The sequence below is a fragment of the Stutzerimonas nosocomialis genome (genome assembly GCF_005876855.1).
GTDB classification, from domain to species: domain Bacteria; phylum Pseudomonadota; class Gammaproteobacteria; order Pseudomonadales; family Pseudomonadaceae; genus Stutzerimonas; species Stutzerimonas nosocomialis.
In genome coordinates this window covers 1-22,772 of sequence record NZ_QLAE01000029.1, presented here as the reverse complement: position 1 = coordinate 22,772, position 22,772 = coordinate 1, and the positions used below count along the sequence as shown (strand labels likewise).

The window sequence follows — 22,772 nt, the reverse complement described above, 5'->3', positions numbered from 1 at the left end:
TCCGCTCAATGCCCGGCGGTCCGCGGACCGCAAACAACAAGCACCCCGGTTGAAGCGCCCCAGCGGTTTCTCGTCGGCTTCATGAACGACGCGCCGTAGCCCGCCGCATCGCTGCAACCAACGCCTCCAAGGAAATCGGAAGATGTTGCGCCGCATGCTGATCATGCTGGGCGCGGTGATCCTGGTCGTTCTGATCCTCGCCGCTCTCAAGTTCAATTCCATAAGCAAACAGATCGAGCAATTCACGGCTCCCAAACCGCCGGTCAGCGTCGAGGTGGTCCGGGCGAGCGAGCTGGACTGGCAGAACCGCCTGCCAGCCATCGGCACCTTGAAGGCCTCGCAGGGGGTCGACCTCAGCGTGGAGGTGGCCGGGACGGTCAGCCAGTTGCAGTTCCGCTCGGGGCAGAAGGTCGAGAAGGGTCAACCGATCCTGACCCTCGACAGCGAGGTGGAACAGGCAAGCCTGGCCGCCGCCGAAGCTGACCTGGGCCTGGCGCGGATCGAATTCGAGCGCGCCCGCAGCCTGATCGACCGTCAGTCCATCGCCCGCAGCGAGTTCGACCGCCTCAACGCGCAGCTGCAACGCGCCAACGCGACCGTCGCGCAGCTGCGCGCATCGCTGGCCCGCAAGCGCATCGTCGCGCCCTTTGCCGGCACCATCGGCATCCGCCAGGTGGACGTAGGCGCCTACATCGCCGCCGGCACGCCGGTGGCCACGCTGCAGGACCTCTCCACCCTGTTCGTCGACTTCTACCTGGCCGAGCAGCAGGTGCCTCTGCTCGGCATCGGCCAGCGGGTCCGGGTCGAAGTGGCCGCCTATCCGGGCGAGGGCTTCGACGGCGAGATCGTCGCGCTCAACCCGAAGGTCGAGGAAACCACCCGCAACGTCCTGGTACGTGCCGAACTGGAGAACCCCGAAGGCCGGCTGCTGCCGGGCATGTTCGCCAACCTGCAGGTGGTGCTGCCGGAAGAGGCGCCGAAAATCGCGATCCCGGAGACGGCGATCACCTTCACCCTGTACGGCAACTCGGTCCTGCTGGTGAAAGAGCAGCCCGGCGAAGACGGCAACGAGCCTCGTCTGGTCATCGAGCGGCGCTTCGTCGAGACCGGCGACCGTCGCGACGGCCTGGTGGTGGTGCGCAAGGGGCTTGCCGTCGGCGAGCGGGTGGTCACCTCCGGCCAGCTCAAGCTCGACAACGGCACCCATGTGGTCATCGCCGACGGGCAGACCCTCTCGCCTGCGCCGGCCACCGGCCAGGACAGCCGATAAGGCCCAAGGACAGACGCCATGGCATTTACCGATCCGTTCATCCGTCGCCCGGTACTGGCCAGCGTGGTCAGCCTGCTGATCGTGCTGCTGGGCTTCCAGGCCTTCGACCGCCTGCCGCTGCGCCAGTACCCGCAGATGGAAAGCGCCCTGATCACCGTCACCACCGCCTACCCCGGCGCGAATGCCGAGACCATCCAGGGCTACATCACCCAGCCGTTGCAGCAGAGCCTGGCCAGCGCCGAAGGCGTGGACTACATGACCTCGGTCAGCCAGCAGAACGCCTCGGTGATCTCGGTCTACGCGCGCATCGGCGCGGACACCGATCGCCTGTACACCGAGCTGCTCAGCCAGGCCAACTCGGTGAAGAACCAGCTGCCGCAGAACGCCGAAGACCCGGTACTGAACAAGCAGGCCGCTGATTCCACCGCGCTGATGTACATCAGCTTCTACAGCGACACGATGAGCAACCCGCAGATCACCGATTACCTCTCCCGCGTGATCCAGCCCAAGCTCGCCACCCTGCCGGGCATGGCCGCGGCGGAGATCCTCGGCAACCAGGTCTTCGCCATGCGCCTCTGGCTCGACCCGGTGAGGCTCGCGGCCCACGGGCTGACCGCCGGCGACGTCAACGATGCCGTGCGCCGCTACAACTTCCTCTCCGCCGCCGGCGAGGTGAAGGGCGAATACGTGGTAACGAGCATCAACGCCAGCACCGAACTCAAGTCGCCGGAAGCCTTCGCCGCGATTCCGCTGCGCACCGAGGGCGACAGCCGCGTGCTGCTCGGCGACGTGGCCCGGGTCGAACTCGGCGCCGAGAGCTACAACGCGGTGAGCTCCTTCGACGGCATTCCCTCGGTGTACATCGGCGTGCGCGCCACCCCCAGCGCCAACCCGCTGGACGTGATCGCGGAAGTACGCAAGGTGATGCCGGAGATCGAAAGCCAGCTGCCGCCGAACCTGAAGGTGACCGTCGCCTACGACGCCACCCGCTTCATCCAGGCCTCGATCGACGAAGTGATCAAGACGCTCGCCGAGGCGGTGCTGATCGTCATCGTCGTGGTGTTCCTGTTCCTCGGGTCCGTTCGCTCGGTGCTGGTGCCGCTGGTGACCATTCCGCTGTCGATGATCGGCGTGATGTTCTTCATGCAGATGATGGGCTACTCGATCAACCTGCTCACGCTGCTGGCGATGGTCCTCGCCATCGGTCTGGTGGTGGACGACGCGATCGTCGTGGTGGAGAACATCCACCGCCACATCGAGGAAGGCAAATCGCCGTTCCAGGGGGCACTGGAAGGCGCGCGGGAGATCGCGATGCCAGTGGTGACCATGACGGTGACCCTGGCGGCGGTCTATGCCCCGATCGGCTTCCTGCAGGGCATCACCGGGGCGCTGTTCAAGGAGTTCGCCCTGACCCTGGCCGGCGCCGTGCTGATTTCCGGCATCGTCGCGCTGACCCTTTCGCCGATGATGTGCTCGATGCTGCTGCGCCCGCAGGACAACGAGTCGGGCCTGGCCCACCGCCTGGACGTGCTCTTCGACCGACTCAAGGATCGCTACAAGCGTGCCCTGCACGGCACCCTCGATACCCGGCCGGTCGTGCTGGTGTTCACGGTGCTGGTGCTCTGCCTGATCCCGGTCCTGCTCAAGTTCACCAAGAGCGAACTGGCGCCCGAGGAAGACCAGGGCATCGTGTTCATGATGGCCAGCGCCCCGCAGACCGCCAACCTGGATTACCTCAACGCCTACACCGACCGTTTCCTGGAGCTGTTCAAGACCTTTCCCGAGTACTACTCCTGGTTCCAGATCAACGGCTTCAACGGTGTCCAGAGCGGCATCGGCGGGTTGCTGCTCAAGCCCTGGGACGAACGCGACCGCAGCCAGATGGAGATCCTGCCGGAGGTCCAGCAGCGCCTGGACGCGATCCCCGGGCTGCAGGTGTTCGCCTTCAACCTCCCGTCTTTGCCCGGCACCGGGGAAGGCCTGCCCTTCCAGTTCGTGATCAACACCGCCAGCGACTACGAAACCCTGCTGCAGGTGACCGAACGCATCCGCCAGCGTGCCGAAGCATCGGGCAAGTTCGCCTTCCTCGACGTCGACCTGGCCTTCGACAAGCCGGAAATCGTGGTCGACATCGACCGGCAGAAAGCAGCGCAGATGGGCGTGTCGATGGAAGACCTGGGCATCACCCTCAGCAGCCTGCTCGGCGAAGGCGAGATCAACCGCTTCACCATCGAAGGCCGCAGCTACAAGGTGATCGCGCAGGTCGAGCGCGCCTACCGCGACAATCCCGGCTGGCTGAGCAACTACTACGTGCGAAGCGGGCGCGGCGAGATGCTGCCGCTGTCGACCTTGATCAGCGTCCACGATCGGGCGCGGCCGACCCAGCTCACGCAGTTCCAGCAGTTGAACGCGGCGACCATCCAGGGCTTCCCCATCGTCAGCATGGGCGAGGCGATCGACACGCTGCGCCAGATCGCGACCGAGGAAGCTCCGCAGGGCTTCACCTTCGACTACGCCGGCGCCGCTCGCCAGTACGTGCAGGAGGGCAACGCGCTGTACGTGACCTTCGCCCTGGCACTGGCCATCATCTTCCTGGTGCTGGCCGCGCAGTTCGAAAGCTTCCGCGATCCGCTGGTGATTCTGGTCACGGTGCCGCTGTCGGTCTGCGGCGCGCTGGTTCCGCTGTTCCTCGGGCTCTCGAGCATGAACATCTATACCCAGGTGGGGCTGGTCACGCTCATCGGGCTGATCAGCAAGCACGGCATCATGATTGTCGAGTTCGCCAACCAGCTGCGCCACGAACGCGGCCTGGACCGCCGGCAGGCGGTCGAGGAAGCGGCCGCGATTCGCCTGCGTCCGGTACTGATGACCACCGCCGCCACGGTGTTCGGCATGGTGCCGCTGATCCTGGCCAGCGGCGCCGGTGCGGTCAGTCGCTTCGACATAGGCCTGGTGATCGCGACCGGCATGACGATCGGCACGCTGTTCACCCTGTTCGTACTGCCGGCGGTGTACACGCTGATCGCCAGGCCGGACACCGCGCCATCGAGGGCCATGGAACACGCATGAAAAAAGCGCGGCGCCTGAACAGGCGCCGCGCTTCGACTCACCGGTACGGGTTGAACGCTCAGCCGCTGGAACGCATGCCCTGCGAAAGGCTGTACATGAACAGCAGCAGATCCTGGTCCGGCCGCATCTCGGCCTGCTTGAGCCTGACGCTGGGCGGTGCCGGGCAATAACCCAGGCCGTTGTTGCTCTTCACCACGTTCGAATCGGGCTCGTGCCACGCAGCGGCACATAACGATGCGACGCCCAGCGCCCCCACCAGAAACAAACCTCGTGCGATTTCAAGCTTCATGACGTAAGCCCTTGATGTGCGGTACGGATGAGTGATCTAACACTAGGCCAGAGTTCGCACACCTGCCCACTCCGGCGACGAGTGGTCCAGGGCATCCCAGCAACATCGGGCGAACGAGGCAGACACTCTGCCTGATTCCTTTTCCCCCTGCTCACGGAAATAAAAAAACCCCGAACGAGTCGGGGTTTTTTCTGACGACTGGTCGGCTTACATCATGCCGCCCATACCGCCCATGCCACCCATATCCGGCATGGCCGGGGCAGCCTTGTCATCAGCCACTTCGGCGATCATCGCTTCGGTGGTGATCATCAGGCTGCCGATGGAGGCAGCGGCCTGCAGCGCAGTACGGGTGACCTTGGCCGGGTCGAGGATACCCATCTCGATCATGTCGCCGTACTCGTCGGTCGCAGCGTTGAAGCCGAAGTTGCCCGAACCCTGCTTGACCTTGTCGACCACCACGCTCGGCTCGCCACCGGCGTTGGCGACGATCTGGCGCAGCGGCGCTTCGACGGCGCGACGCAGCAGCGTGATACCGACGTTCTGGTCTTCGTTGTCACCCTTGAGCTCGGAGATGGCCTGCAGGGCGCGCACCAGGGCAACGCCACCGCCAGGCACCACGCCTTCTTCGACGGCTGCACGGGTCGCGTGCAGGGCGTCTTCGACGCGTGCTTTCTTCTCTTTCATCTCGACTTCGGTACCGGCACCGACCTTGATCACGGCAACACCGCCAGCCAGCTTGGCCAGACGCTCTTGCAGCTTTTCCTTGTCGTAGTCGGAAGTGGTTTCTTCGACCTGCTTGCGGATCTGCGCAACGCGGGCTTCGATGTCGGCCTGCTGGCCGGCACCGTCGATGATGGTGGTGTTTTCCTTGTTCAGGACCACGCGCTTGGCGTTACCCAGGTGCTCCAGGGTAGTGGTTTCCAGGCTCAGGCCGACTTCTTCGGAAATCACGGTACCGCCGGTGAGGATGGCGATGTCCTGCAGCATGGCCTTGCGGCGATCGCCGAAGCCAGGCGCCTTGACCGCGGCGACCTTGACGATGCCGCGCATGTTGTTGACCACCAGGGTAGCCAGGGCTTCGCCTTCGACGTCTTCGGCGACGATCAGCAGCGGACGGCCAGCCTTGGCGACGGCTTCGAGGACCGGCAGCATCTCGCGGATGTTGGAGATCTTCTTGTCGACCAGCAGCAGCAGCGGGCTGTCCAGCTCGGCGACCATGGTGTCCGGCTTGTTGATGAAGTAGGGGGACAGGTAGCCACGGTCGAACTGCATGCCTTCGACGACCGACAGTTCGTTCTCCAGGCCCGAGCCTTCTTCAACGGTGATGACGCCTTCCTTGCCGACCTTTTCCATGGCTTCGGCAATGATCTTGCCGATGGAGTCGTCGGAGTTGGCGGAGATGGTGCCGACCTGAGCGATGGCCTTGTAGTCGGCGCACGGCTTGGACAGGTTCTTCAGCTCGGCGACGATGGCGATGGTCGCCTTGTCGATGCCGCGCTTGAGGTCCATCGGGTTCATGCCGGCCGCGACGGCCTTCAGGCCTTCGTTGACGATCGCCTGAGCCAGAACGGTCGCGGTGGTGGTGCCGTCACCGGCAGCGTCGTTGGCCTTGGACGCGACGTCCTTGACCAGCTGGGCGCCCATGTTCTCGAACTTGTCCTTGAGCTCGATTTCCTTGGCCACGGACACGCCGTCCTTGGTGATCGAAGGAGCGCCGAAGCTCTTTTCCAGGACGACGTTGCGGCCTTTCGGGCCGAGGGTCGCCTTGACCGCGTCAGCCAGGACGTTTACGCCAACCAGCATCTTCTTGCGTGCGGAATCACCGAATTTGACTTCTTTAGCTGCCATTTACTTATCCCTCAACTCTGTAAATTTAGTGATGCAGACGGGTCGAAATCAGGCTTCGACGACCGCGAGGATTTCGTTCTCGCTCATCACCAGCAGGTCTTCGCCATCGACCTTGACGGTGTTGCTACCCGAGTAAGGGCCGAATACCACCTGATCACCAACCTTGACGGCCAGCGGACGAACTTCGCCGTTGTCCAGCACGCGACCGGTACCCACGGCAACGATCTCGCCGCGATTCGGCTTCTCGGCAGCGGAACCCGGCAGGACGATGCCGCCTGCGGTCTTGGTTTCTTCTTCGCTGCGACGAATGACGACGCGGTCATGCAGAGGACGAAGCTTCATTGTCGATCTCTCCTAGTAGAGTGGTTTCCATGCCGATCCATCTGATCGGCGGGTTAGCAAAGCCGGCGGTGCCGGTTGCGACTTGCCGGGCAAGCCGCAGAAGACTGACTGTCGAAACGACAGCGACCTTACGGTGACCGCTACATGCGGGCAGCCAGGTTTATTTCAAGGGCTCGGGCAAAAATTTCTGCCCGAAAAAACGAAAAGCCGGCATGCATCGCCACATGCCGGCTTCTGTCGACGGCGCGTTCTTAGCGATCGCGCCGCTCCCATTCCCCTTCGATGACCTTGGGCCCCTCGCCACCGGAGCGCGCCTGAAGGTCGTCGGCGAACGCGCGGCGACGCTGGGCCTGTGCCTCGAAGCGTCGCTGGACCCGACCCAGCAGCAATTTGCGGGTCGGCGGGAAGAGAATCAGCAGGCCGATCACATCGCTGATCAGGCCGGGCAGGATCAGCAGCCCGCCACCGATCGCCATGATCAGGCCCTGGAGCATTTCGCGCTCGGGCAGTTCGCCGCGGGCCAGACGTTCGCGGGCGCGCCAGGCGGTGGCGAAGCCGGCGAGGCGCAGCACCAGGATGCCGGCCATGCCGCTGACCACCAGCAGCAGGAGCGTTGCCAGCACACCGATGGAACTGCCGACCTTGATCAGCAGCGCCAGCTCAGCCAGCGGAAACAGCAGAAAAAGAAAGAAGAAGATGCGCATTGATGTTCCTTGGCGGAAGAACGGCTTCCGATTCTCCGTTAGTGACGCCGCGCGCCGATGAATTCAACCCCGCTGGGCAAATTTGCCTGTAACCGATTATTCCCGGCGCCAGCACCTCAGTCCGGCCATCGCGACGCGCGCGCAAGCGCCACCAGCGCCTGCCGTACCGCGCCGGGGTTGCCGCACGTCTGGCCGAAGGGCAGCCAGTGCAGCGAGCGCCCGATGCGCAGGTGGAAGCCCTCGCTGTCGATTCCGACGAGTTCGGCGCCCGGCTCGGTGGGCAGCCCCGCCAGCTCGACGTAATGGGCGATGGCCGCGCCATGGTCGGCGTTCATGTGCTCGACCATGCCCGTCTCGGCGTCGCCGGCGAAGGGGTTGGCCAGGGCCACCTGGTCGAGCCAGTGAATGGCGCCGAAGCCGCCGATGTAGCGCCAGCGCACCGGCTCCAGGCGCCAGAAATCGAAGTCGTGGGCGCGGTGGTAGTCGCGCGACTCGGGGAAATACCGGTAGTAGCGCTGGGCGGCCGCCTCGATCTGGGCCGTCTCGAGTGGCGTGGCCGTGGCCAGCAGAGTCAGCCGACCCGCCGCCTGTACGTCCTCGGCGCCGCGCTCGCCGACCAGCAGCGAACAGCGGCCGTCCACCTTGAGGTTATGGGTGTGCTGGGCAATCCGGCTGATGAGGATCAGCGGATGGCCCTGAGCGTCCAGGCAGTACGGCACCACCGAGCCGAACGGAAAGCCGGGCATCGCCTTCGAATGGGTGGAGAGCACGCCACGGTACTCCTTGAGCAACAACTGTCGGGCAAGCTTTGCGGCCTCGGCGCTCACGTTCGGTCTCCTGTCACGTGGTTCGTCATCGAGCGGAAGCCCCAGCATAACGGCTCGCGGCGGACCTTGCGCGACGGCGCGGACGAGGCGCTGGCGAGCAATCGCCAGATATGAAAAAGCCCCGCACCAGGCGGGGCTTCCTGTTCCGACGAGCGACCTTACCAGCCGACGCCGAAGCCCATCAGGTAGCGGGTCTCGTCCAGGTCCTGGTCCGAGCCGCTGACGATGTCCTTCTCGGCACGAATGTTCAGCGAGGCCCAGTCGGTGACCTTGTAGCGCAGGCCGGCCTGGGCATCGAGCGAGTATTCGGCGACGCTCGCCAGAGGCTTGCCGATTTCGCCGTGGGTGAAGAGCTCGAAGGTCTTGCCGGCGAAGAAGCGGTTGTAGTCCCACTTGATCGTGGCCGCATAGAAGGAGTCGCTGCTGCCGTCGGCGAACTCGTAGTCACGGCGGTTGAACAGCGAAGCCAGAGAGAAGGCGCCCAGCTCGTTGTCCCAGAACTGGTAACCGGGACCGGTACCGAGGGTGCGCTGGCGGCTGATCTCCTCGATGTTGTCGCGCTTGTAATCGACCCGTCCCTGCCAGAACCACTGCTCCGTGAGGAAGCGGTCCAGCGCGTATTCGGCCTCCCAGTTGTCCGCGGTTTCCACCTCGTTGCGCGAATCGCGGGTGTACTTGGCCTGCGCGTTGTGACGCCAGAGCCCGTGACGCGCGCTGGTCTTGAGCGCGACGTCATGGTCTTCGCTGTCGTTTTCCGCGCGTTTGTAGTCGAAGGCCACGTCGACGTTGCCCGTCCAGGTGAAATCCTCGATCAGCGGCTTGGGCTGGATGATCTGGCTGATGCTGGACAGCTCGACCGTGACCGGTTGGTTGCCGTTGACCAGCGTCACGTACCCTGGCTCCCCCGCCTGGATCGTCTTGGTGATCTGCCCATAGGCGTCGTCCTGCTTGATGAGCAGCTCGCGGTCGCTTTCCAGCGTGGATATCTGCGACCACCTCAGCGGGATGGAGCCGCCATAGCTCGTTTCCAGGAGCAGCTTGCCCCCGTCCAGCAGGGTGATGTTTCCGGTGAGACGGTCGCCGTTCTTCAACCATACGGTATCGGCGAGCAACGGGGACGAAAGGGCGGCAAGCGTTACGCAGAGCAGGGATCTGGTTAGCATAGAAAGTCTGAAAAGGGCTCGGGGCTGGAAATGGAACGCATTATCCCTATGCTCGGATTCTCGGCAAGCAGAGACAGTACCGATGGTCGGTAAGTTCAACGGCAACCACGACGATGTGCAGAAAATCGATGACGTTCACAGCTTGAAGCCGCCTGAAGACGACGAGCCGCAGCGCCGACGCGCGGCGCTCTACCTGACCATGGCGCAGATTCCTCCGGGCAAGGTCGTCAGTTACGGCGAGCTGGCGGCGCGGGCCGGACTGGGTCGCGCCGCTCGCTGGGTCGGGCGCACCCTGTCGCAACTGCCCGAGGGCACCAGCCTGCCGTGGCACCGGGTGATCGCCGCGGGTGGCCGCCTGAGCCTGCCGGCCGGGACACCCTCGGGACAGGAGCAGCGGGCGCGTCTGCGGGCGGAAGGAGTGAGCATCGTCAACGACCGGGTGGACGTGCGTCGGCACGGCTGGCTTTCGACGGAGCACAGCGGTTAGAGTGCGCCTCTTCGTGTCCCATTCATGACAGATCTCCGCCGTATGTCCCGTGAATCATGGCGCGACGCCCTCGCCGCCTATGCCAGCCCCGCCAGCCTTGCGCTGCTGTTGCTGGGCTTCGCTGCCGGCCTGCCCGCCGTCCTCGTGTTCTCGACGCTGTCGGTCTGGCTGCGCGAGGCAGGCGTTTCGCGCGAGACGATCGGGTTCGCCAGCTGGATCAGCCTGGCCTATGCCTTCAAGTGGGTCTGGTCGCCGATGCTCGACCAGTGGCGACTACCCTGGATCGGCAGTCTCGGCCGCCGGCGCTCCTGGCTGGTGCTGTCGCAGCTGGTGATCGCCATCGGCCTGATCGGCATGGCGCTGTGCAACCCGCAGACCCACCTCACCCTGCTGATCGCCCTTGCCGTGGCGGTCGCCTTCGCCTCGGCGACCCAGGACATCGCGATCGACGCCTACCGCCTGGAAATCGCCGAGGACAAGCTTCAGGCCACCCTCGCCGCCACCTATATGACCGGCTATCGCATCGCCATGCTGCTGGCCAGCGCCGGCGCGCTGTTCCTCGCCGAGTGGCTGGGCTCGAGCCGCGTCGACTACCAGCAGGGCGCCTGGACCGTCACCTATATCGTCTTCGCGTTGCTGATCATCCCCGGACTGATCACGAGCCTGGTGATCCGCGAGCCGGACGTCGGCCAACCGCTGCCCAGCAGCCCGTCCCGGCACAGTTTCAACCATCAGCTGGCGGCGGTCGGGCTGCTGCTGGTGCTGCTGATCTCGGTGCCGGCCATGATCAACGCGCTGATCGCCCAGGCCTGGCCGCGCGCAACGCTCTATGCCCTGTTCATCATCGGCACCCTGTCGCCGGTGGGCCTGACGCTGCTGGTACCGGTACGCCAGATGCTGGCGCAGGCCAAGGCGCGCCAGCGACCGACCCACTTCGATTTCGTCCACCAGGCCGTCTCGGTGATCCTGCTGATCATCCTGCTGGTGGCCACCGGCGGCATGTTCAAGTCCTACTTCGGTGGCTACTGGCCGCGCGGCACCATGTACCTGCTGATCTGCATGGGTTGCCTGTCGGGCCCCGGGCGCATCCTCATGGGGCCGGTGCTGACACCGATCACCGACTTCATCCTTCGCTATCGCTGGCAGGCGCTGCTGCTGCTGGGCCTGATCGCCACCTACCGGATGTCCGACACGGTGATGGGGGTGATGGCCAACGTCTTCTACATCGACCAGGGCTTCACCAAGGACCAGATCGCCAGCGTCAGCAAACTGTTCGGGCTGGTGATGACCCTGCTCGGCGCGGCTTTCGGCGGCCTGCTCATCGTGCGCTTCAGCATCCTGCCGATCCTGTTCATCGGCGGCCTGGCCTCCGCCGCCACCAACCTGATGTTCGTGGTGCTGGCGGGGATGGGCGCCAACCTGCAGATGCTGGTGATCACCATCTCCTGCGACAACTTCAGTGCCGGCCTCGCCTCCACGGCGTTCGTCGCCTACCTGTCGAGCCTGACCAACCTGAAGTTCTCGGCCACCCAGTACGCGCTGCTCAGCTCGCTGATGATGCTGCTGCCGCGGCTGATCGGCGGCTACTCCGGGGTCATGGTCGAGACCCTCGGCTACAGCGATTTCTTCCTGGTCACCGCCCTGCTGGGCGTGCCGACCCTGATCCTGATCGCCTGGCAGTGGAAGCGCAGCCGCCTCGGCGCCGAACCGAACGGCGCCGACCCGGCCAGCGAGCGCGTCTGACATGAAAAAGCCGGCTTGCGCCGGCTTTTTCATAGGCGCAACGCCTAGCTCTGAACCAGGTGCACCACCCGCTGCGGGAACGGAATGCCCACGCCCGCGGCGGTGAGACGCTCCTTGGCCAGTTCGGTGAAGGCGAAGGTCACCGGCCAGAAGTCGGGTGTCGCCACCCAGACCCGCAACGACAGGTTCACCGCGCTGTCGCCCAGCCCGGTCACGAACACCGCCGGCGCCGGATCGTCGAGCACCCGCTCGTCTTCGCTGGCGATCTCCAGCAACACCTGGCGGGCGAGCTTGATGTCGCTGCCGTAGTCGATCCCTAGGTTGATCTCCGCGCGCCGCCGCGGCTCCCGGGAAAAATTGGTGATGTTGCTGTTGGAAAGGCTGCCGTTGGGCACGATCACCGTCTTGGCATCGCCCGTCCTGAGGGTGGTGTGGAAGATCTGGATCGAGGTGACGGTGCCCGCCACGCCCTGGGCTTCGATCCAGTCGCCGACCTTGAACGGACGGAACAGCAGGATCAGCACGCCACCGGCGAAGTTCGCCAGGCTGCCCTGCAACGCCAGGCCGACCGCCAGGCCGGCGGCACCGATCATCGCGATGAAGGAGGTGGTCTCGACCCCGACCATCGAGGCCACGCTGATCAGCAGCAGTCCCTTGAGCAGGATGCCGGCGAGGCTGCCGATGAACCCGTGCAGGGTCGGGTCCACGCTGCGCCGTTGCAGCAAACCGCCGATCCGGGTGTTGAGCGCGTTGATCAGCCACCAGCCGATCACCAGCGTCAGCAGCGCCAGGGTCACCTGGGCGCCGTACTGCAGCGCGAGGGGAAACCAGGTTTCGGAAAGGTCGATCAGGTAAGTCATGTCCATTGCAGGGAAACGCTCCAGTCAGGCGTGCGCCGCGGCGGCATCGGCCGAGCGGCGGCGGTGAGGCGGGACGGGCGCGGGCAGCGCCCGCCAATCAGTCGCGGAAGTTGTTGAACTGCAGCGGCATGCCGAAATCCTTGGCCCGCAGCGCGGCGATGGCCTCCTGCAGGTCATCGCGCTTCTTGCCGGTGATGCGCACCTGCTCGCCCTGGATGGCGGCCTGCACCTTGAGCTTGGTGTCCTTGACGTGGCCGACGATCTTCTTCGCCAGTTCCTTGTCGATCCCTTCGCGGAGTACTACGTCCTGCTTGACGGTCTTACCCGAGGGATAGGCATCCTTGAACTCGAGGCACTGCACGTCGATCTTGCGCTTGGCCAGGCTGAGCTTGAGGATCTCGACCATCTGCTCCAACTGGAACTCGGCCTCCGCGGTCATGTGCACGGTGAGTTCCTTGAATTCGAAGCTGCCTTTACCGCGCAGATCGTAACGACGTTCGAGCTCCTTGACGGCGTTATCGACGGCGTTGGTCACTTCATGTTTGTCCAGTTCGGACACCACGTCGAACGAGGGCATGGGGTTCCTCCAGAGAAAAGGCGCGCAGCCTTGGAACAAGGGTTGGCGCGCAGCTTGACGTTTCAAATGGGCGGTCATTATAACTGGTCGCCATGACAGCGCCTGGCTGCCCGGGCAAAACGATTGCGTCACTTTTACCCTTCCCATTCGAGTCTGCCCATGCCCAACGCTCAACTCAGCATCCTGGTGGTCGATGACGCTAAGTTCTCCAGCGCCATGATCGGCCGCGCCCTGACCCAGGCCGGCTATCAGGATATCCGCTTCGCCAGCAGTGCCCTCGGGGCGCTGGAACAACTCGAGGAGCGCCCCGCCAGCGTGATCCTCGCCGACTGGCTGATGCCCGAGATCGACGGGCTCGAACTGACCGGCCGCATCCGCCAGCTCGACGAGATGACCGATCACTACAGCTACATCATCCTGCTGACCGGCCGCGAAGGCGAAAACGTGCTCGGCCAGGCCTTCGACCATGGGGTCGATGACTTCATCAGCAAGTCGGCGATGAACGAGCAACTGGTGCCCCGCGTGCTCGCCGCCGACCGCCTGTGCAACACGCTGCAGCGCCTGCTGCAGGAAAAGCGCATGCTCACCGAGAACATCGCCAGCCTCGAGCAGCGCAACCTGGTCGACCCGCTGACCGGCCTCGGCAACGCCCGCTACCTGCGCCAGAAGATGTACGACAGCCTGCGCCAGATCGAATACCGCGGTAGCGCCGTCTGCTATCTGATGATCGGCCTGCCGGAAGCCGCCGCGCTGCGCCATCGCTACGGCGAGGCCTTCTTCAACGAACTGCTGCACGGCGTCGCCCGGCGCCTGCAGCAGCTGGTACGGCCACTGGACGTGCTGACCCGCCTGGACGACAGCCACTTCGGCCTGATCACCCTGCTCGACGACCTGCACGAATGCTCGCCGAGCAGCTTCCGTCGCCTGCATGAAGGGCTCAACCTCAAGGCGTTCAAGACCAGCGAAGGCTTCATCAGCCTCAAGGCCGGCATCAGCCTGGTCGGGCTCGACGCCAAGGCCCTGCCGATCGAGCCGCAGGCCATCATGGACCGCGCCGCCGCCCTGCTGCCCGACGCCTACGTGACCGGCCGCATCGCACCCCAGCGCCTGCCACAACCGCAGCCGGCCTGAGCATGAGCTGGCACGTCCTCGGCGCCGGCAGCCTGGGCAGTCTCTGGGCCACTCGCCTGGCACGTGCCGGCGTCCCGGTGCAACTGATCCTGCGCAGCAGCGAACGCCTGGCGGCCTATCGCGCCGCGAGCGGCCTGACGCTCATCGAGGATGGCCAGGCCAGCGTCTACCCGATCGCCGCCCAGCTGCCCACCGCCGCCACGCCGATCCGGCGCCTGCTGGTCGCCTGCAAGGCGTACGACGCCGAAGAGGCGGTCGCCCAGGTCGCCCATCGGCTGCAACCGGGTGCCGAGCTGGTGCTCCTGCAAAACGGCCTCGGTGCGCAACAGGCGATCGCCGCCCGCTGGCCGCAGGCCCGCTGCCTGTTCGCGTCCAGCACCGAGGGCGCCTATCGCGAGGCGGACTGGCGCGTGGTGTTCGCCGGCCGGGGCCAGAACTGGCTGGGCGATCCACAGGGCGGCGCCGAGCCGGACTGGCTGCAACACCTCGACGACGCGGGCATTCCCCATTGCTGGTCCCCCGACATCACGGCGCGATTGTGGCGCAAGCTCGCCCTCAATTGCGCCATCAACCCGCTCACGGTGCTGCACGACTGCCGCAACGGCGAGCTGGGCAACCACCACGCCGAGGTCGACGCGCTCTGCGCCGAGCTCGTCCAGCTGCTGCAGGCCAACGGGCTGAACGAAGCCGCCACAGGCCTGCGCGAACAGGTCTGGCAGGTGGTGGACGCCACGGCCGCCAACTACTCCTCGATGCATCAGGACGTGCGTCAGCACCGGCGTACGGAAGTCGGCTACCTGCTCGGCCACGCCTGCGCCAGCGCCGATCGCCTTGGTCTCGCGCTGCCCCGGCTGCACGATCTGCATCGACGCCTGCGCCAGCACCTGGCCGCGCGCGGATTGCCCCAGGACTGAAGCGCCGCTAACCTGCAGGGACGCCCTGCCGATCCGATGCCATGACCCTGCGCCAGCGTCTCGAAAATCTCCCGGTTGGCCGCAAGCTGCTGGTCGCCCTGCTCGTCCTGCTGATGGCCGTGTTGCTGGTCGCCAACCTCGCCTTCATCAGCGCCGCCTACTGGATTTCGCAGCAAAGCGTCGCGCCCCAGGCCATGCATACCCTGGGCGGCCTGTTTTCCTCACCCGAACTGAGCCGCACGGCGCTGGCCTCTCCGCAATCGGCCAGCGAACTGCTGCAACGCCTGGACAGCTACGAGCCGCTGCGCGCGGCGATGATCTACAGCCCCGACGGAACCGCCCTGGCGCAACTGCACCGCGGTGAGCGCCTGCGCCTGCCCGAGCACCTCGACGAGCTCAATCGCTGGCGGCTCGGCGAGTTCCGCGCCAACCTGCTGACCGAACTGCCCCAGCCCGACGGCCCGCCAGGCCATCTGCTGATGGTGGCCAGCAGCGAACTTCCGGGGGCCTTCTACACCGGCACCCTGAGCGCGAGCCTGGTGATCCTGCTGCTCAGCGTCGCACTGTGGTTCTTCGTCGCCCGCCAGATCCGCGGCCTGATCACCCGGCCGATCCGCGAGCTGGAGCGGCTGTCGCGCCAGGTGACCCGCGAAGAGAACTACTCGCTGCGCGCCTCGCCGAAGAACCACGACGAGATCGGCCGCCTGGCCGATGCCTTCAACACCATGCTCTCGCGCATGGAAGCCCGCGAGCAGCAGCTCAAGCGTGCCCGCGACGACGCCCAGGCCGCCTTCGACCATGCCCAGGGGCTCGCCGAGGAGACACGCGCTTCCAACCGCAAGCTGGAACTGGAGGTCCAGGTCCGCAGCAAGATCGAGCGCAAGCTCACCGGCTTCCAGAACTACCTCAACAGCATCATCGACTCGATGCCATCGGCGCTCATCGCGCTGGACGACCAGCTCTACGTCACCCAGTGGAACAAGGAAGCCAGCGTGCTCTCCGGCACCCCGCTGGCCGAGGCGCTGAACCTGCCGGTGTTCCTCGCCTTCGAGCCGCTCAAGCCGTTTCTCGCGCAGATCCGCCGCACCGCCGAGCAGCACCAGGTCGAGAAGGTCGAGCGCGTCACCTGGATGCGCGGCGAGGAACCCCACCACTACGCCCTCACCTTCTACCCGCTGAGCGGCGGCGCCGGTCGGGGCGTGGTCATCCGCATCGACGACATCACCGAGCGCATCGGCATGGAAGAAATGATGGTGCAGTCGGAGAAGATGCTCTCGGTCGGCGGCCTGGCGGCCGGCATGGCCCACGAAATCAACAACCCCCTCGGGGCGATCCTGCACAACGCCCAGAACATCCGCAGGCGGCTGTCCCCCGAGCTCGAGCGCAACCGCGAGGCGGCCGAGGAAACCGGCGTACAGCTCGAGGCGATCAACCGCTACCTCGAACGCCGCGAGGTGCCCGAATTGCTCGACGGCATCCAGCAGGCCGGCGCACGCGCCGCCAAGATCGTCACCCACATGCTCAGCTTCAGCCGCATGAGCAACCGCGAGCTGGCCGACTGCCCGCTCCCGACACTGATCGACCAGGCACTGGAGATCGCCGGCAACGACTTCGACCTGGCCGAGGGCTTCGACTTTCGCTCCATCGAGATCATCCGCGACTTCGACCCCGAGCTCGGCCGGGTGCGCTGCATCGCCAACGAACTGGAGCAGGTGCTGCTCAACCTGCTGAAGAACGCCGCGCAGGCCATCCACCAGAAAGACGGCAAGCACGGCCAGATCGTCCTGCGGACCCGCCTCGCCGGGTCCTGGGCCGAAATCCAGGTCGAAGACAACGGCAACGGCATGCCCGAGCACATCCGCAAGCGGATCTTCGAGCCGTTTTTCACCACCAAGGAAGTCGGCCAGGGAACCGGGCTGGGGCTTTCCGTTTCGTATTTCATCATCACCAACAATCACAAGGGCCAGATGGAGGTGCAATCCCGCCCGGGACAAGGCACCACCTTCACCCTGCGCCTGCCGCTCGGCCCGGCCAGCGACGCGGCGCAAACACCACCAGGAAGCTGAAATGGGCAATCGTCTGTCGAAGATCTACACCCGCACCGGCGACGGCGGCGAAACCGGCCTGGCCGACGGCCGCCGCGTCGGCAAGGATCACCCGCGCATCGAGGCCATCGGCGAAGTGGACACGCTGAACAGTCAGCTCGGCCTGCTGCTGGCCGAACTGGCCGATGGCCGGGATCGCTGGCCGGGCCTCGGCGAGCTGATCGAGGCACTCGAGCCTTGCCAGCACCGTCTGTTCGACCTCGGAGGCGAACTGGCGATGCCCGAGTACCAGGCCCTCGGCGAGCCCGAGATCGCCCGCCTGGAAGCGGCCGTCGACCGCTGGAACCGGGAGCTCGGCCCGCTCGAGAACTTCATCCTGCCGGCCGGTTCGCGGCTGGTCGCCCTGGCCCATGTGTGCCGCTGCCAGGCACGAACCGCCGAGCGCCGCTGCCAATTGCTCAACGCCCGCGAACCGCTGCGGCCCGTGCTGAGCGCCTACCTCAATCGCCTTTCGGACCTGTTCTTCGTCGCCGCACGGCTGATCGGTCGCCGCCAGAACCTGGCCGAAGTGCTCTGGCAGGCGGCGCCCGCACCGGAGCGCACGGATGGCTGAAGCCCCCTCGATCGACCGCAGGATGCGCAAGCGCGAGGGACTCCATGCGGCCTGGGAAGCCTTCATCGTCCTGCTGGTGTGCATCAACCTGGGGCTGATCCTGTTCGACAGCCTGTTCGCCCTGGCGCCGATCAACGACGCGCTCGCCACCCTGGCGCCGGGCGCGCACCGCTTCTACGACACCCAGATCCATGCCCGCTTCATCGCCATCGACCTGGCATTCGTCGCCCTCTTCATCCTCGACGTCCTGCTCGGCTGGGCAGTCGCGATCGGCGAGCGACGCTATGCGCGCTGGTATTACTACCCGTTCGCCCACTGGTACGACGTGCTGGGCTGCATCCCGCTGAGCGGCTTCCGCTGGCTGCGGGCCTTGCGCATCGTCATCCTGGCGATCCGTCTGCAGCGACTCGGCCTGATCGACATGCGCCGCTGGGCGCTCTACGGGTTCTTCAATCGCTACTATCAGCTGCTGCTCGAGGAGCTGTCGGACCGGGTGATGGTCAAGCTCTTCACCCGCCTGCAGCAGGAAATCGGCACCAGCGACGACCTGGCCGAGCGGCTGCTGCGGGACGTGGTCAAGCCGCGGCGCGAGCGCCTGCTCGACGATCTGTCGCGGCGCCTGCAAGGCATGGTCGAGGCCGGCTACCGGGACCACCGTGGCGCGATCGAGGGGTATGTCAGCACGCTGATCCACCAGGCGCTGGCCGACAACGCGGAGATGCGCAACCTGCGTCGCCTGCCCATGGGCGGGAAGGTGGCCGATACGCTGGACGGCGCGCTGAGCGACATCGCCGCGCGGCTCCTGCAGGGCGCCGTCGGTGGCATGCAGAGCGCACAGTTCCAGGCGCTGGCCCGCGGGCTGTCGGAGCAGTTCTTCGACGCCTGGCTGTATCAGGACGAGAACACCGACATGGCGCTCGAAGAGCTGCTGGTGGACATCATCGAGGTCCTCAAGCAGCAGATCTTCGATCGCCGCTGGAGCCGCTTCGTGGGGCCCAACCCGCCTTCGACGCCACCAGCCTGATCAGGCCCGCCGGCTGTCCGCCGAGGCATTCTGCTTACGGGTGCTGAGTACGTCATCCACGGCGGTCTGGGCGCCCCCCAGGCGACCGCCGATCAGCATCTCGGTCGCCCAGTTGACCAGGATCGAGGTGTAGGCCTGCTGGCAGGCGTCCCCGCTCAGGCCATGGTCGGCGCCATTGATGATCCGGTGCGTCAGCGAGTGGGTGTTACGCAGCGCCGCGCGGTAACTCATGATCGTCTCGTGGGGCACGATGTCGTCGTGCTCGGACTCGACGATCAGCACGTCGCCCCGAAAATTCGCGCAGGCCGCCAGGGCCCGGTTCTCCTCGGGCGTCACGCGCGAGCGCCGGTAACGGTCGAGGTCGACCTTGTCCAGCTTGCGCTTGGGGGTATGCCAGTTTTCGTCGCGGTAGAGCGCCGGCACCCGCAGGCCCAGCCACTTGACCGGCCGCAGGGCCGTGAGAATGGCCGCCAGATAGCCTCCGTAGCTGGTTCCCACCACGGCGATCGAGGAGCGGTCGACGGCGGGATGCTCGGCCAGGCGGTCATAGGCGGCCAGCACATCGGCCAGGTTCTGCTCGCGGGTCACGCTCTGCTGCTGCTCCAGCGTCAGGCCATGGCCACGCAGGTCGAACGACAGGCAGATGCAACCGAGGCCGGCGATGCCCCTGGCCCGCGCCAGGTCACGCTCCTGGCTGCCGCCCCAGCCATGCACGAAAAGCATGCCGGGCAGCTTGTTCGGCAGGGTCAGAAAGGTCCCGGCGATGGTTTGGTCGTCTACGTCGATTTGAATCGTTTCGCTATTGGTTGCCATGCTCTTCCACCAGAACGTACTTCGTGATGAAGCCGACGTCATCGTCATGCCCCTGGTACAACACCTGCGCGGCGCTCGGTACCTGCGCGCCTTCCCCGAAGACTTCCACCGAACGGGCGCGCACAGCTGCCGGACCGCCTGGTCGCGCGAAGACCTCCAACGCCGCGATCTCGGCGCTGCTGGCGCCGCCGATGCGCCATGACTGCTCGAGCACGCCCGAGCGCGGCCGGCCCTGAGCGTCGACGCCGACGGCGATGTCGTAGTTGCGCCGCGAGGCGAAGAAGCCGGGGTAGCAGGCGGATGCCGCGGCGTCGTATCGCTGCGCCTGCTCGATGGCCAGGCGCACCTCAGGCAGCAGGTCGAGCGCGCGCAGCGCCTCGAAGCGGCCGGCGACCACCACCAGATCGGAGCCGCCATAGACGCTTTCGCCGGTGTTGTCCGGGGTCAGCCGCTGGGTGCCGTAGTAGCTCGCGACATGGCCGCCGACCCGCACCTGACCGACGCTGAAGGTCGCCACCTGCTGCAGGTTTTCCTCCAGCACCAGTCCGCACTCGTTCAGTTCCCGCTCGTCGAGTTCGGCCAGGACCTGATCCAGCGCCTGGAGCGACTCGATCAGCCGCTGCCCCCGCCCACCGGTCGCCCGTACCGGCTTGCTGCGCAGCGGACCGCGCGCCAGCAGCCGCTCGGCCGCACGCCGCGCATCGGCACGGCTGAATACGCTGAAGCCCTCCAGCGTGGCGCCACGCACCTGCTCGGCGAAGGCCGTCGCCCAGCCGTCCGGAGCCTGCGCATCGGGGCAGACCAGGGGATGGGTGATCGCCTTGGTCGCCACGAATGGCCAGGGCACCACTCCGCCGAACAGATCCTGCTCGCCGCGCAGGCCGAGCTGCTCGGCATGGGAACAGCCCACCACCGTGCCCGAAGGCACCAGGTACACCTCCCCGGCGACCGCGCGACCGGGATCGCAGTCGCCGTCATAGACGAGGCCCAGCAGATCGGCCAGGCGGCGGGCCAGCGCCTGATGCACGCAACGCTCGTGGCCTGGCTCACGGCTGCGATTGGTGTAGGTCCGTACCACTCGTGAACGTCCAGCGGTCTCTGCGCGGGTCATCGTCGTTAGCTCCGGAAAAACGGCTCGGCCCAGGGGCAACGGGCGCTGCGGATCGCTCAGGCGTTAAGGCCGCGATAATCGATAGACCACTGCGGTCCGGCGACGATCCGCTCAGCCCTTTCGGACCCGCTGGTTAAGGCTGGGCAGCACCCGCGTCATCGTTGCGAGTGATAGCGCTGCCGTACGGCGCCTCGCCGCTTGACGCCCCTCCACCCTGTGCCACGGTTAACGGGCTGACACCGGAACGGGCCGCCCCTGGCCCGCCGGCAGCGCATGGCGAACGCCATGGCGTGCACTGACCACAACAACAAAAAGTGCAGGAGAGGTTGCAGATGAAACCGATCACCCATGCAAAGGCGGGCGCCCTGGCGCTGGCCGGTCTGCTGCTGCAGGGCGGCGCCACGACGCTGGCCCTGGCCCAGGGCAAGCCGGCCATCCCGCGCTACGCCCACAGCGAGACGCGCGAGCAGGACAGCCGTATCTACGTCCCGGTGTCCACGCCCTTCGATGCCCTGCCGGGGCTTCCCAGCGAGCGCTGGTACGGTGTCCATCAGGGCGCGTCGTACCGTATCGAGGTGCCGCCGAACTGGAACGGGATACTGGTGATGTATGCCCACGGCTACCGGGGTACCGGAGCGGAACTGACGGTGACCAACCCGTCGCTGCGCCCCTGGCTGCTGCAGCACGGATATGCCTGGGCGGCCTCGAGCTACAGCGCCAACTACTACGATGCGCGCGCCGGGGTGGAGGACACCAACGCGCTGGCCCTGGCGTTCTCCTCCCTCACCGGCAAGCCGGAACCCCGCAAACGCTACGTTACCGGCCACTCCATGGGCGGCCACGTCGCCGCCGCGGCCGTGGAAGCCGAAACCCTCGCCACCGCCAACAACCGCGTGCGCTACGACGGGTCGGTGCCGATGTGCGGCGTGACCGGCGACGTCTATGAGTTCGAATACCTGTTCCACTTCACCTGGGCCGCGCAGCACCTGGCCGGCCTTGGCCCGAGCGGATACCCGGCCACCGACTTCCAGCAGAAGCTGCCGCAGATTATCGCCAATCTGTGGACGCAGTATCCGACCGTACCCAACGAGCAGGGCCGCAAGCTCGAGGGCATCGTACGGGAGTTGAGCGGCGGCGAACGGCCGATCTTCGCCGAGGGCTTCAGGACCGCCTATCAGGACGTGGTCATGAGTACCGGCGGTGGCGACGGCACCATCAACGGCATCCTCGCCGACTCGCTGACCGGCAACCTCGGCACGATCTACCAGTTCGACGACGACAAGCGGCTGTCGGCCGAGGAGCGCGCCTTCAACAAGTCGATTCCGCGTGTGCTGGGCCTGCCGATGGCCAACAACCTGCGGCCCGACGGCCTGCGCTGGATCCCGGTGGTCCGTGGCGAGTTCAACGTGCCGGTGGTGAGCATCCATACCCTCGGCGACCTGTACGTGCCGTTCAAGCACATGCAGCTGCACCGCAAGCGCGCCGAAGCCAATGGCAACGGCGGGCTTCTGGTGCAGCGGGCCATCCGCGCGCCCGGCCATTGCGACTTCAGCTATCAGGAACAGGTCGAGGCGTTCTCGGCGATGACGACCTGGGAACAGACCGGCGTCAAGCCGGCCGGGGACGAGGTGCTCGACGCCCGGACCCTGGCCGATCCGGCCTACGGCTGCCGCTTCACCCGCAACGAGGGCGCCATGCGGGCCGGCTTGCCGACCTGCGAGGACGCGCGCTGACGGCGCCTGACGACCGCGTAGAAACGAAAAAGGGGCAGACCCTGGTCTGCCCCTTTCCTTTTCATCCCGCCCGGCGCCTTGCCAGGCAGCGTCCGGTCAGGCCGGTACCGAGCTGCGGATCAGGTGATCGAAGGCCCCCAGCGAGGCCTTGGCGCCCTCGCCCACGGCGATCACGATCTGCTTGTACGGCACCGTGGTGACGTCGCCCG

20 protein-coding genes and 1 pseudogene are annotated in these 22,772 nt (G+C 66.1%); 10 read left to right on the top strand and 11 right to left on the bottom strand.

All coding sequences use genetic code 11. The annotated features are described in order from the left end of the window. Positions 1-142 precede the first annotated feature (142 nt). Both DN824_RS16660 and DN824_RS16655 read left to right on the top strand, forming a co-directional pair. Positions 143-1,270, top strand: coding sequence for an efflux RND transporter periplasmic adaptor subunit (locus DN824_RS16660; protein WP_138409535.1), 1,128 nt, complete (start codon positions 143-145; stop codon positions 1,268-1,270). A gap of 18 nt (positions 1,271-1,288) precedes the next feature. After that, a complete protein-coding gene (locus DN824_RS16655; protein WP_138409534.1) occupies positions 1,289-4,339 on the top strand; it encodes a multidrug efflux RND transporter permease subunit in 3,051 nt (1,016 codons plus the stop codon). A 58-nt stretch (positions 4,340-4,397) separates the two neighbouring features. On the opposite strand, the gene DN824_RS16650 is transcribed toward DN824_RS16655, so the two are convergent. The 6 genes from DN824_RS16650 to DN824_RS16625 form a co-directional block, all read right to left on the bottom strand. After that, complete coding sequence (locus DN824_RS16650; protein ID WP_138409533.1) at positions 4,398-4,628, bottom strand: hypothetical protein; 231 nt, start codon at positions 4,626-4,628, stop codon at positions 4,398-4,400. Between the two features lie 207 nt (positions 4,629-4,835). Further along, positions 4,836-6,476, bottom strand: a complete 1,641-nt coding sequence (groL, locus tag DN824_RS16645) for a chaperonin GroEL (protein WP_138409532.1) — start codon at positions 6,474-6,476, stop codon at positions 4,836-4,838. A 48-nt stretch (positions 6,477-6,524) separates the two neighbouring features. Continuing rightward, a complete protein-coding gene (locus DN824_RS16640; RefSeq protein ID WP_138409531.1) occupies positions 6,525-6,818 on the bottom strand; it encodes a co-chaperone GroES in 294 nt (97 codons plus the stop codon). Positions 6,819-7,069: 251 nt separating this feature from the next. Beyond that, positions 7,070-7,522: an FxsA family protein gene (locus tag DN824_RS16635; RefSeq protein ID WP_138409530.1), complete on the bottom strand. Its 453-nt coding sequence runs from the start codon at positions 7,520-7,522 to the stop codon at positions 7,070-7,072. A 116-nt stretch (positions 7,523-7,638) separates the two neighbouring features. Further along, complete coding sequence (locus tag DN824_RS16630) at positions 7,639-8,349, bottom strand: HugZ family pyridoxamine 5'-phosphate oxidase (RefSeq protein WP_138409529.1); 711 nt, start codon at positions 8,347-8,349, stop codon at positions 7,639-7,641. A gap of 158 nt (positions 8,350-8,507) precedes the next feature. Further along, entirely contained in the window at positions 8,508-9,512 is a 1,005-nt protein-coding gene (locus DN824_RS16625; RefSeq protein WP_138409528.1) for a DUF481 domain-containing protein, read from the bottom strand. 82 nt (positions 9,513-9,594) lie between these two features. Here DN824_RS16625 and DN824_RS16620 point away from each other — a divergent pair, with 82 nt between their 5' ends. Then, a complete protein-coding gene (locus DN824_RS16620; protein ID WP_138409527.1) occupies positions 9,595-9,999 on the top strand; it encodes an MGMT family protein in 405 nt (134 codons plus the stop codon). 42 nt (positions 10,000-10,041) lie between these two features. After that, positions 10,042-11,742: an AmpG family muropeptide MFS transporter gene (locus DN824_RS16615; protein ID WP_138409526.1), complete on the top strand. Its 1,701-nt coding sequence runs from the start codon at positions 10,042-10,044 to the stop codon at positions 11,740-11,742. A 44-nt stretch (positions 11,743-11,786) separates the two neighbouring features. Here the strand turns inward: DN824_RS16615 and DN824_RS16610 are convergent, their stop codons facing one another. Both DN824_RS16610 and DN824_RS16605 read right to left on the bottom strand, forming a co-directional pair. Continuing rightward, positions 11,787-12,608 (bottom strand): mechanosensitive ion channel family protein, encoded by an 822-nt coding sequence (locus DN824_RS16610; RefSeq protein WP_138409525.1) that lies wholly within the window; start codon positions 12,606-12,608, stop codon positions 11,787-11,789. Between the two features lie 91 nt (positions 12,609-12,699). Then, positions 12,700-13,179: a YajQ family cyclic di-GMP-binding protein gene (locus DN824_RS16605; RefSeq protein WP_138409524.1), complete on the bottom strand. Its 480-nt coding sequence runs from the start codon at positions 13,177-13,179 to the stop codon at positions 12,700-12,702. Positions 13,180-13,326: 147 nt separating this feature from the next. On the opposite strand from DN824_RS16605, the pseudogene DN824_RS16600 reads away from it, so the two are divergent. The 5 genes and pseudogenes from DN824_RS16600 to DN824_RS16580 form a co-directional block, all read left to right on the top strand. Further along, positions 13,327-14,310, top strand: a pseudogene (locus tag DN824_RS16600) (GGDEF domain-containing response regulator); the annotation flags it as partial. A gap of 2 nt (positions 14,311-14,312) precedes the next feature. Then, entirely contained in the window at positions 14,313-15,224 is a 912-nt protein-coding gene (locus tag DN824_RS16595; RefSeq protein WP_138409522.1) for a putative 2-dehydropantoate 2-reductase, read from the top strand. A gap of 41 nt (positions 15,225-15,265) precedes the next feature. After that, positions 15,266-17,290, top strand: coding sequence for a sensor histidine kinase (locus DN824_RS16590; RefSeq protein ID WP_138409521.1), 2,025 nt, complete (start codon positions 15,266-15,268; stop codon positions 17,288-17,290). A 1-nt stretch (position 17,291) separates the two neighbouring features. Then, positions 17,292-17,882: a cob(I)yrinic acid a,c-diamide adenosyltransferase gene (locus DN824_RS16585; RefSeq protein WP_138409520.1), complete on the top strand. Its 591-nt coding sequence runs from the start codon at positions 17,292-17,294 to the stop codon at positions 17,880-17,882. Further along, entirely contained in the window at positions 17,875-18,906 is a 1,032-nt protein-coding gene (locus DN824_RS16580; protein ID WP_174236532.1) for an ion transporter, read from the top strand. The genes DN824_RS16585 and DN824_RS16580 overlap by 8 nt, the downstream gene beginning before the upstream one ends. Here the strand turns inward: DN824_RS16580 and DN824_RS16575 are convergent, their stop codons facing one another. Both DN824_RS16575 and DN824_RS16570 read right to left on the bottom strand, forming a co-directional pair. Then, positions 18,907-19,719 (bottom strand): alpha/beta hydrolase family protein, encoded by an 813-nt coding sequence (locus DN824_RS16575; protein ID WP_138409519.1) that lies wholly within the window; start codon positions 19,717-19,719, stop codon positions 18,907-18,909. Next, entirely contained in the window at positions 19,706-20,830 is a 1,125-nt protein-coding gene (locus DN824_RS16570; protein ID WP_138409518.1) for a DUF3182 family protein, read from the bottom strand. The genes DN824_RS16575 and DN824_RS16570 overlap by 14 nt, the downstream gene beginning before the upstream one ends. A 332-nt stretch (positions 20,831-21,162) precedes the next feature. On the opposite strand from DN824_RS16570, the gene DN824_RS16565 reads away from it, so the two are divergent. Continuing rightward, a complete protein-coding gene (locus DN824_RS16565) occupies positions 21,163-22,563 on the top strand; it encodes an alpha/beta hydrolase (protein ID WP_138409517.1) in 1,401 nt (466 codons plus the stop codon). Positions 22,564-22,659: 96 nt separating this feature from the next. On the opposite strand, the gene DN824_RS22725 is transcribed toward DN824_RS16565, so the two are convergent. Further along, the coding region (locus DN824_RS22725; protein WP_241666722.1) for a hypothetical protein at positions 22,660-22,772 on the bottom strand (113 nt) is incomplete at its 5' end.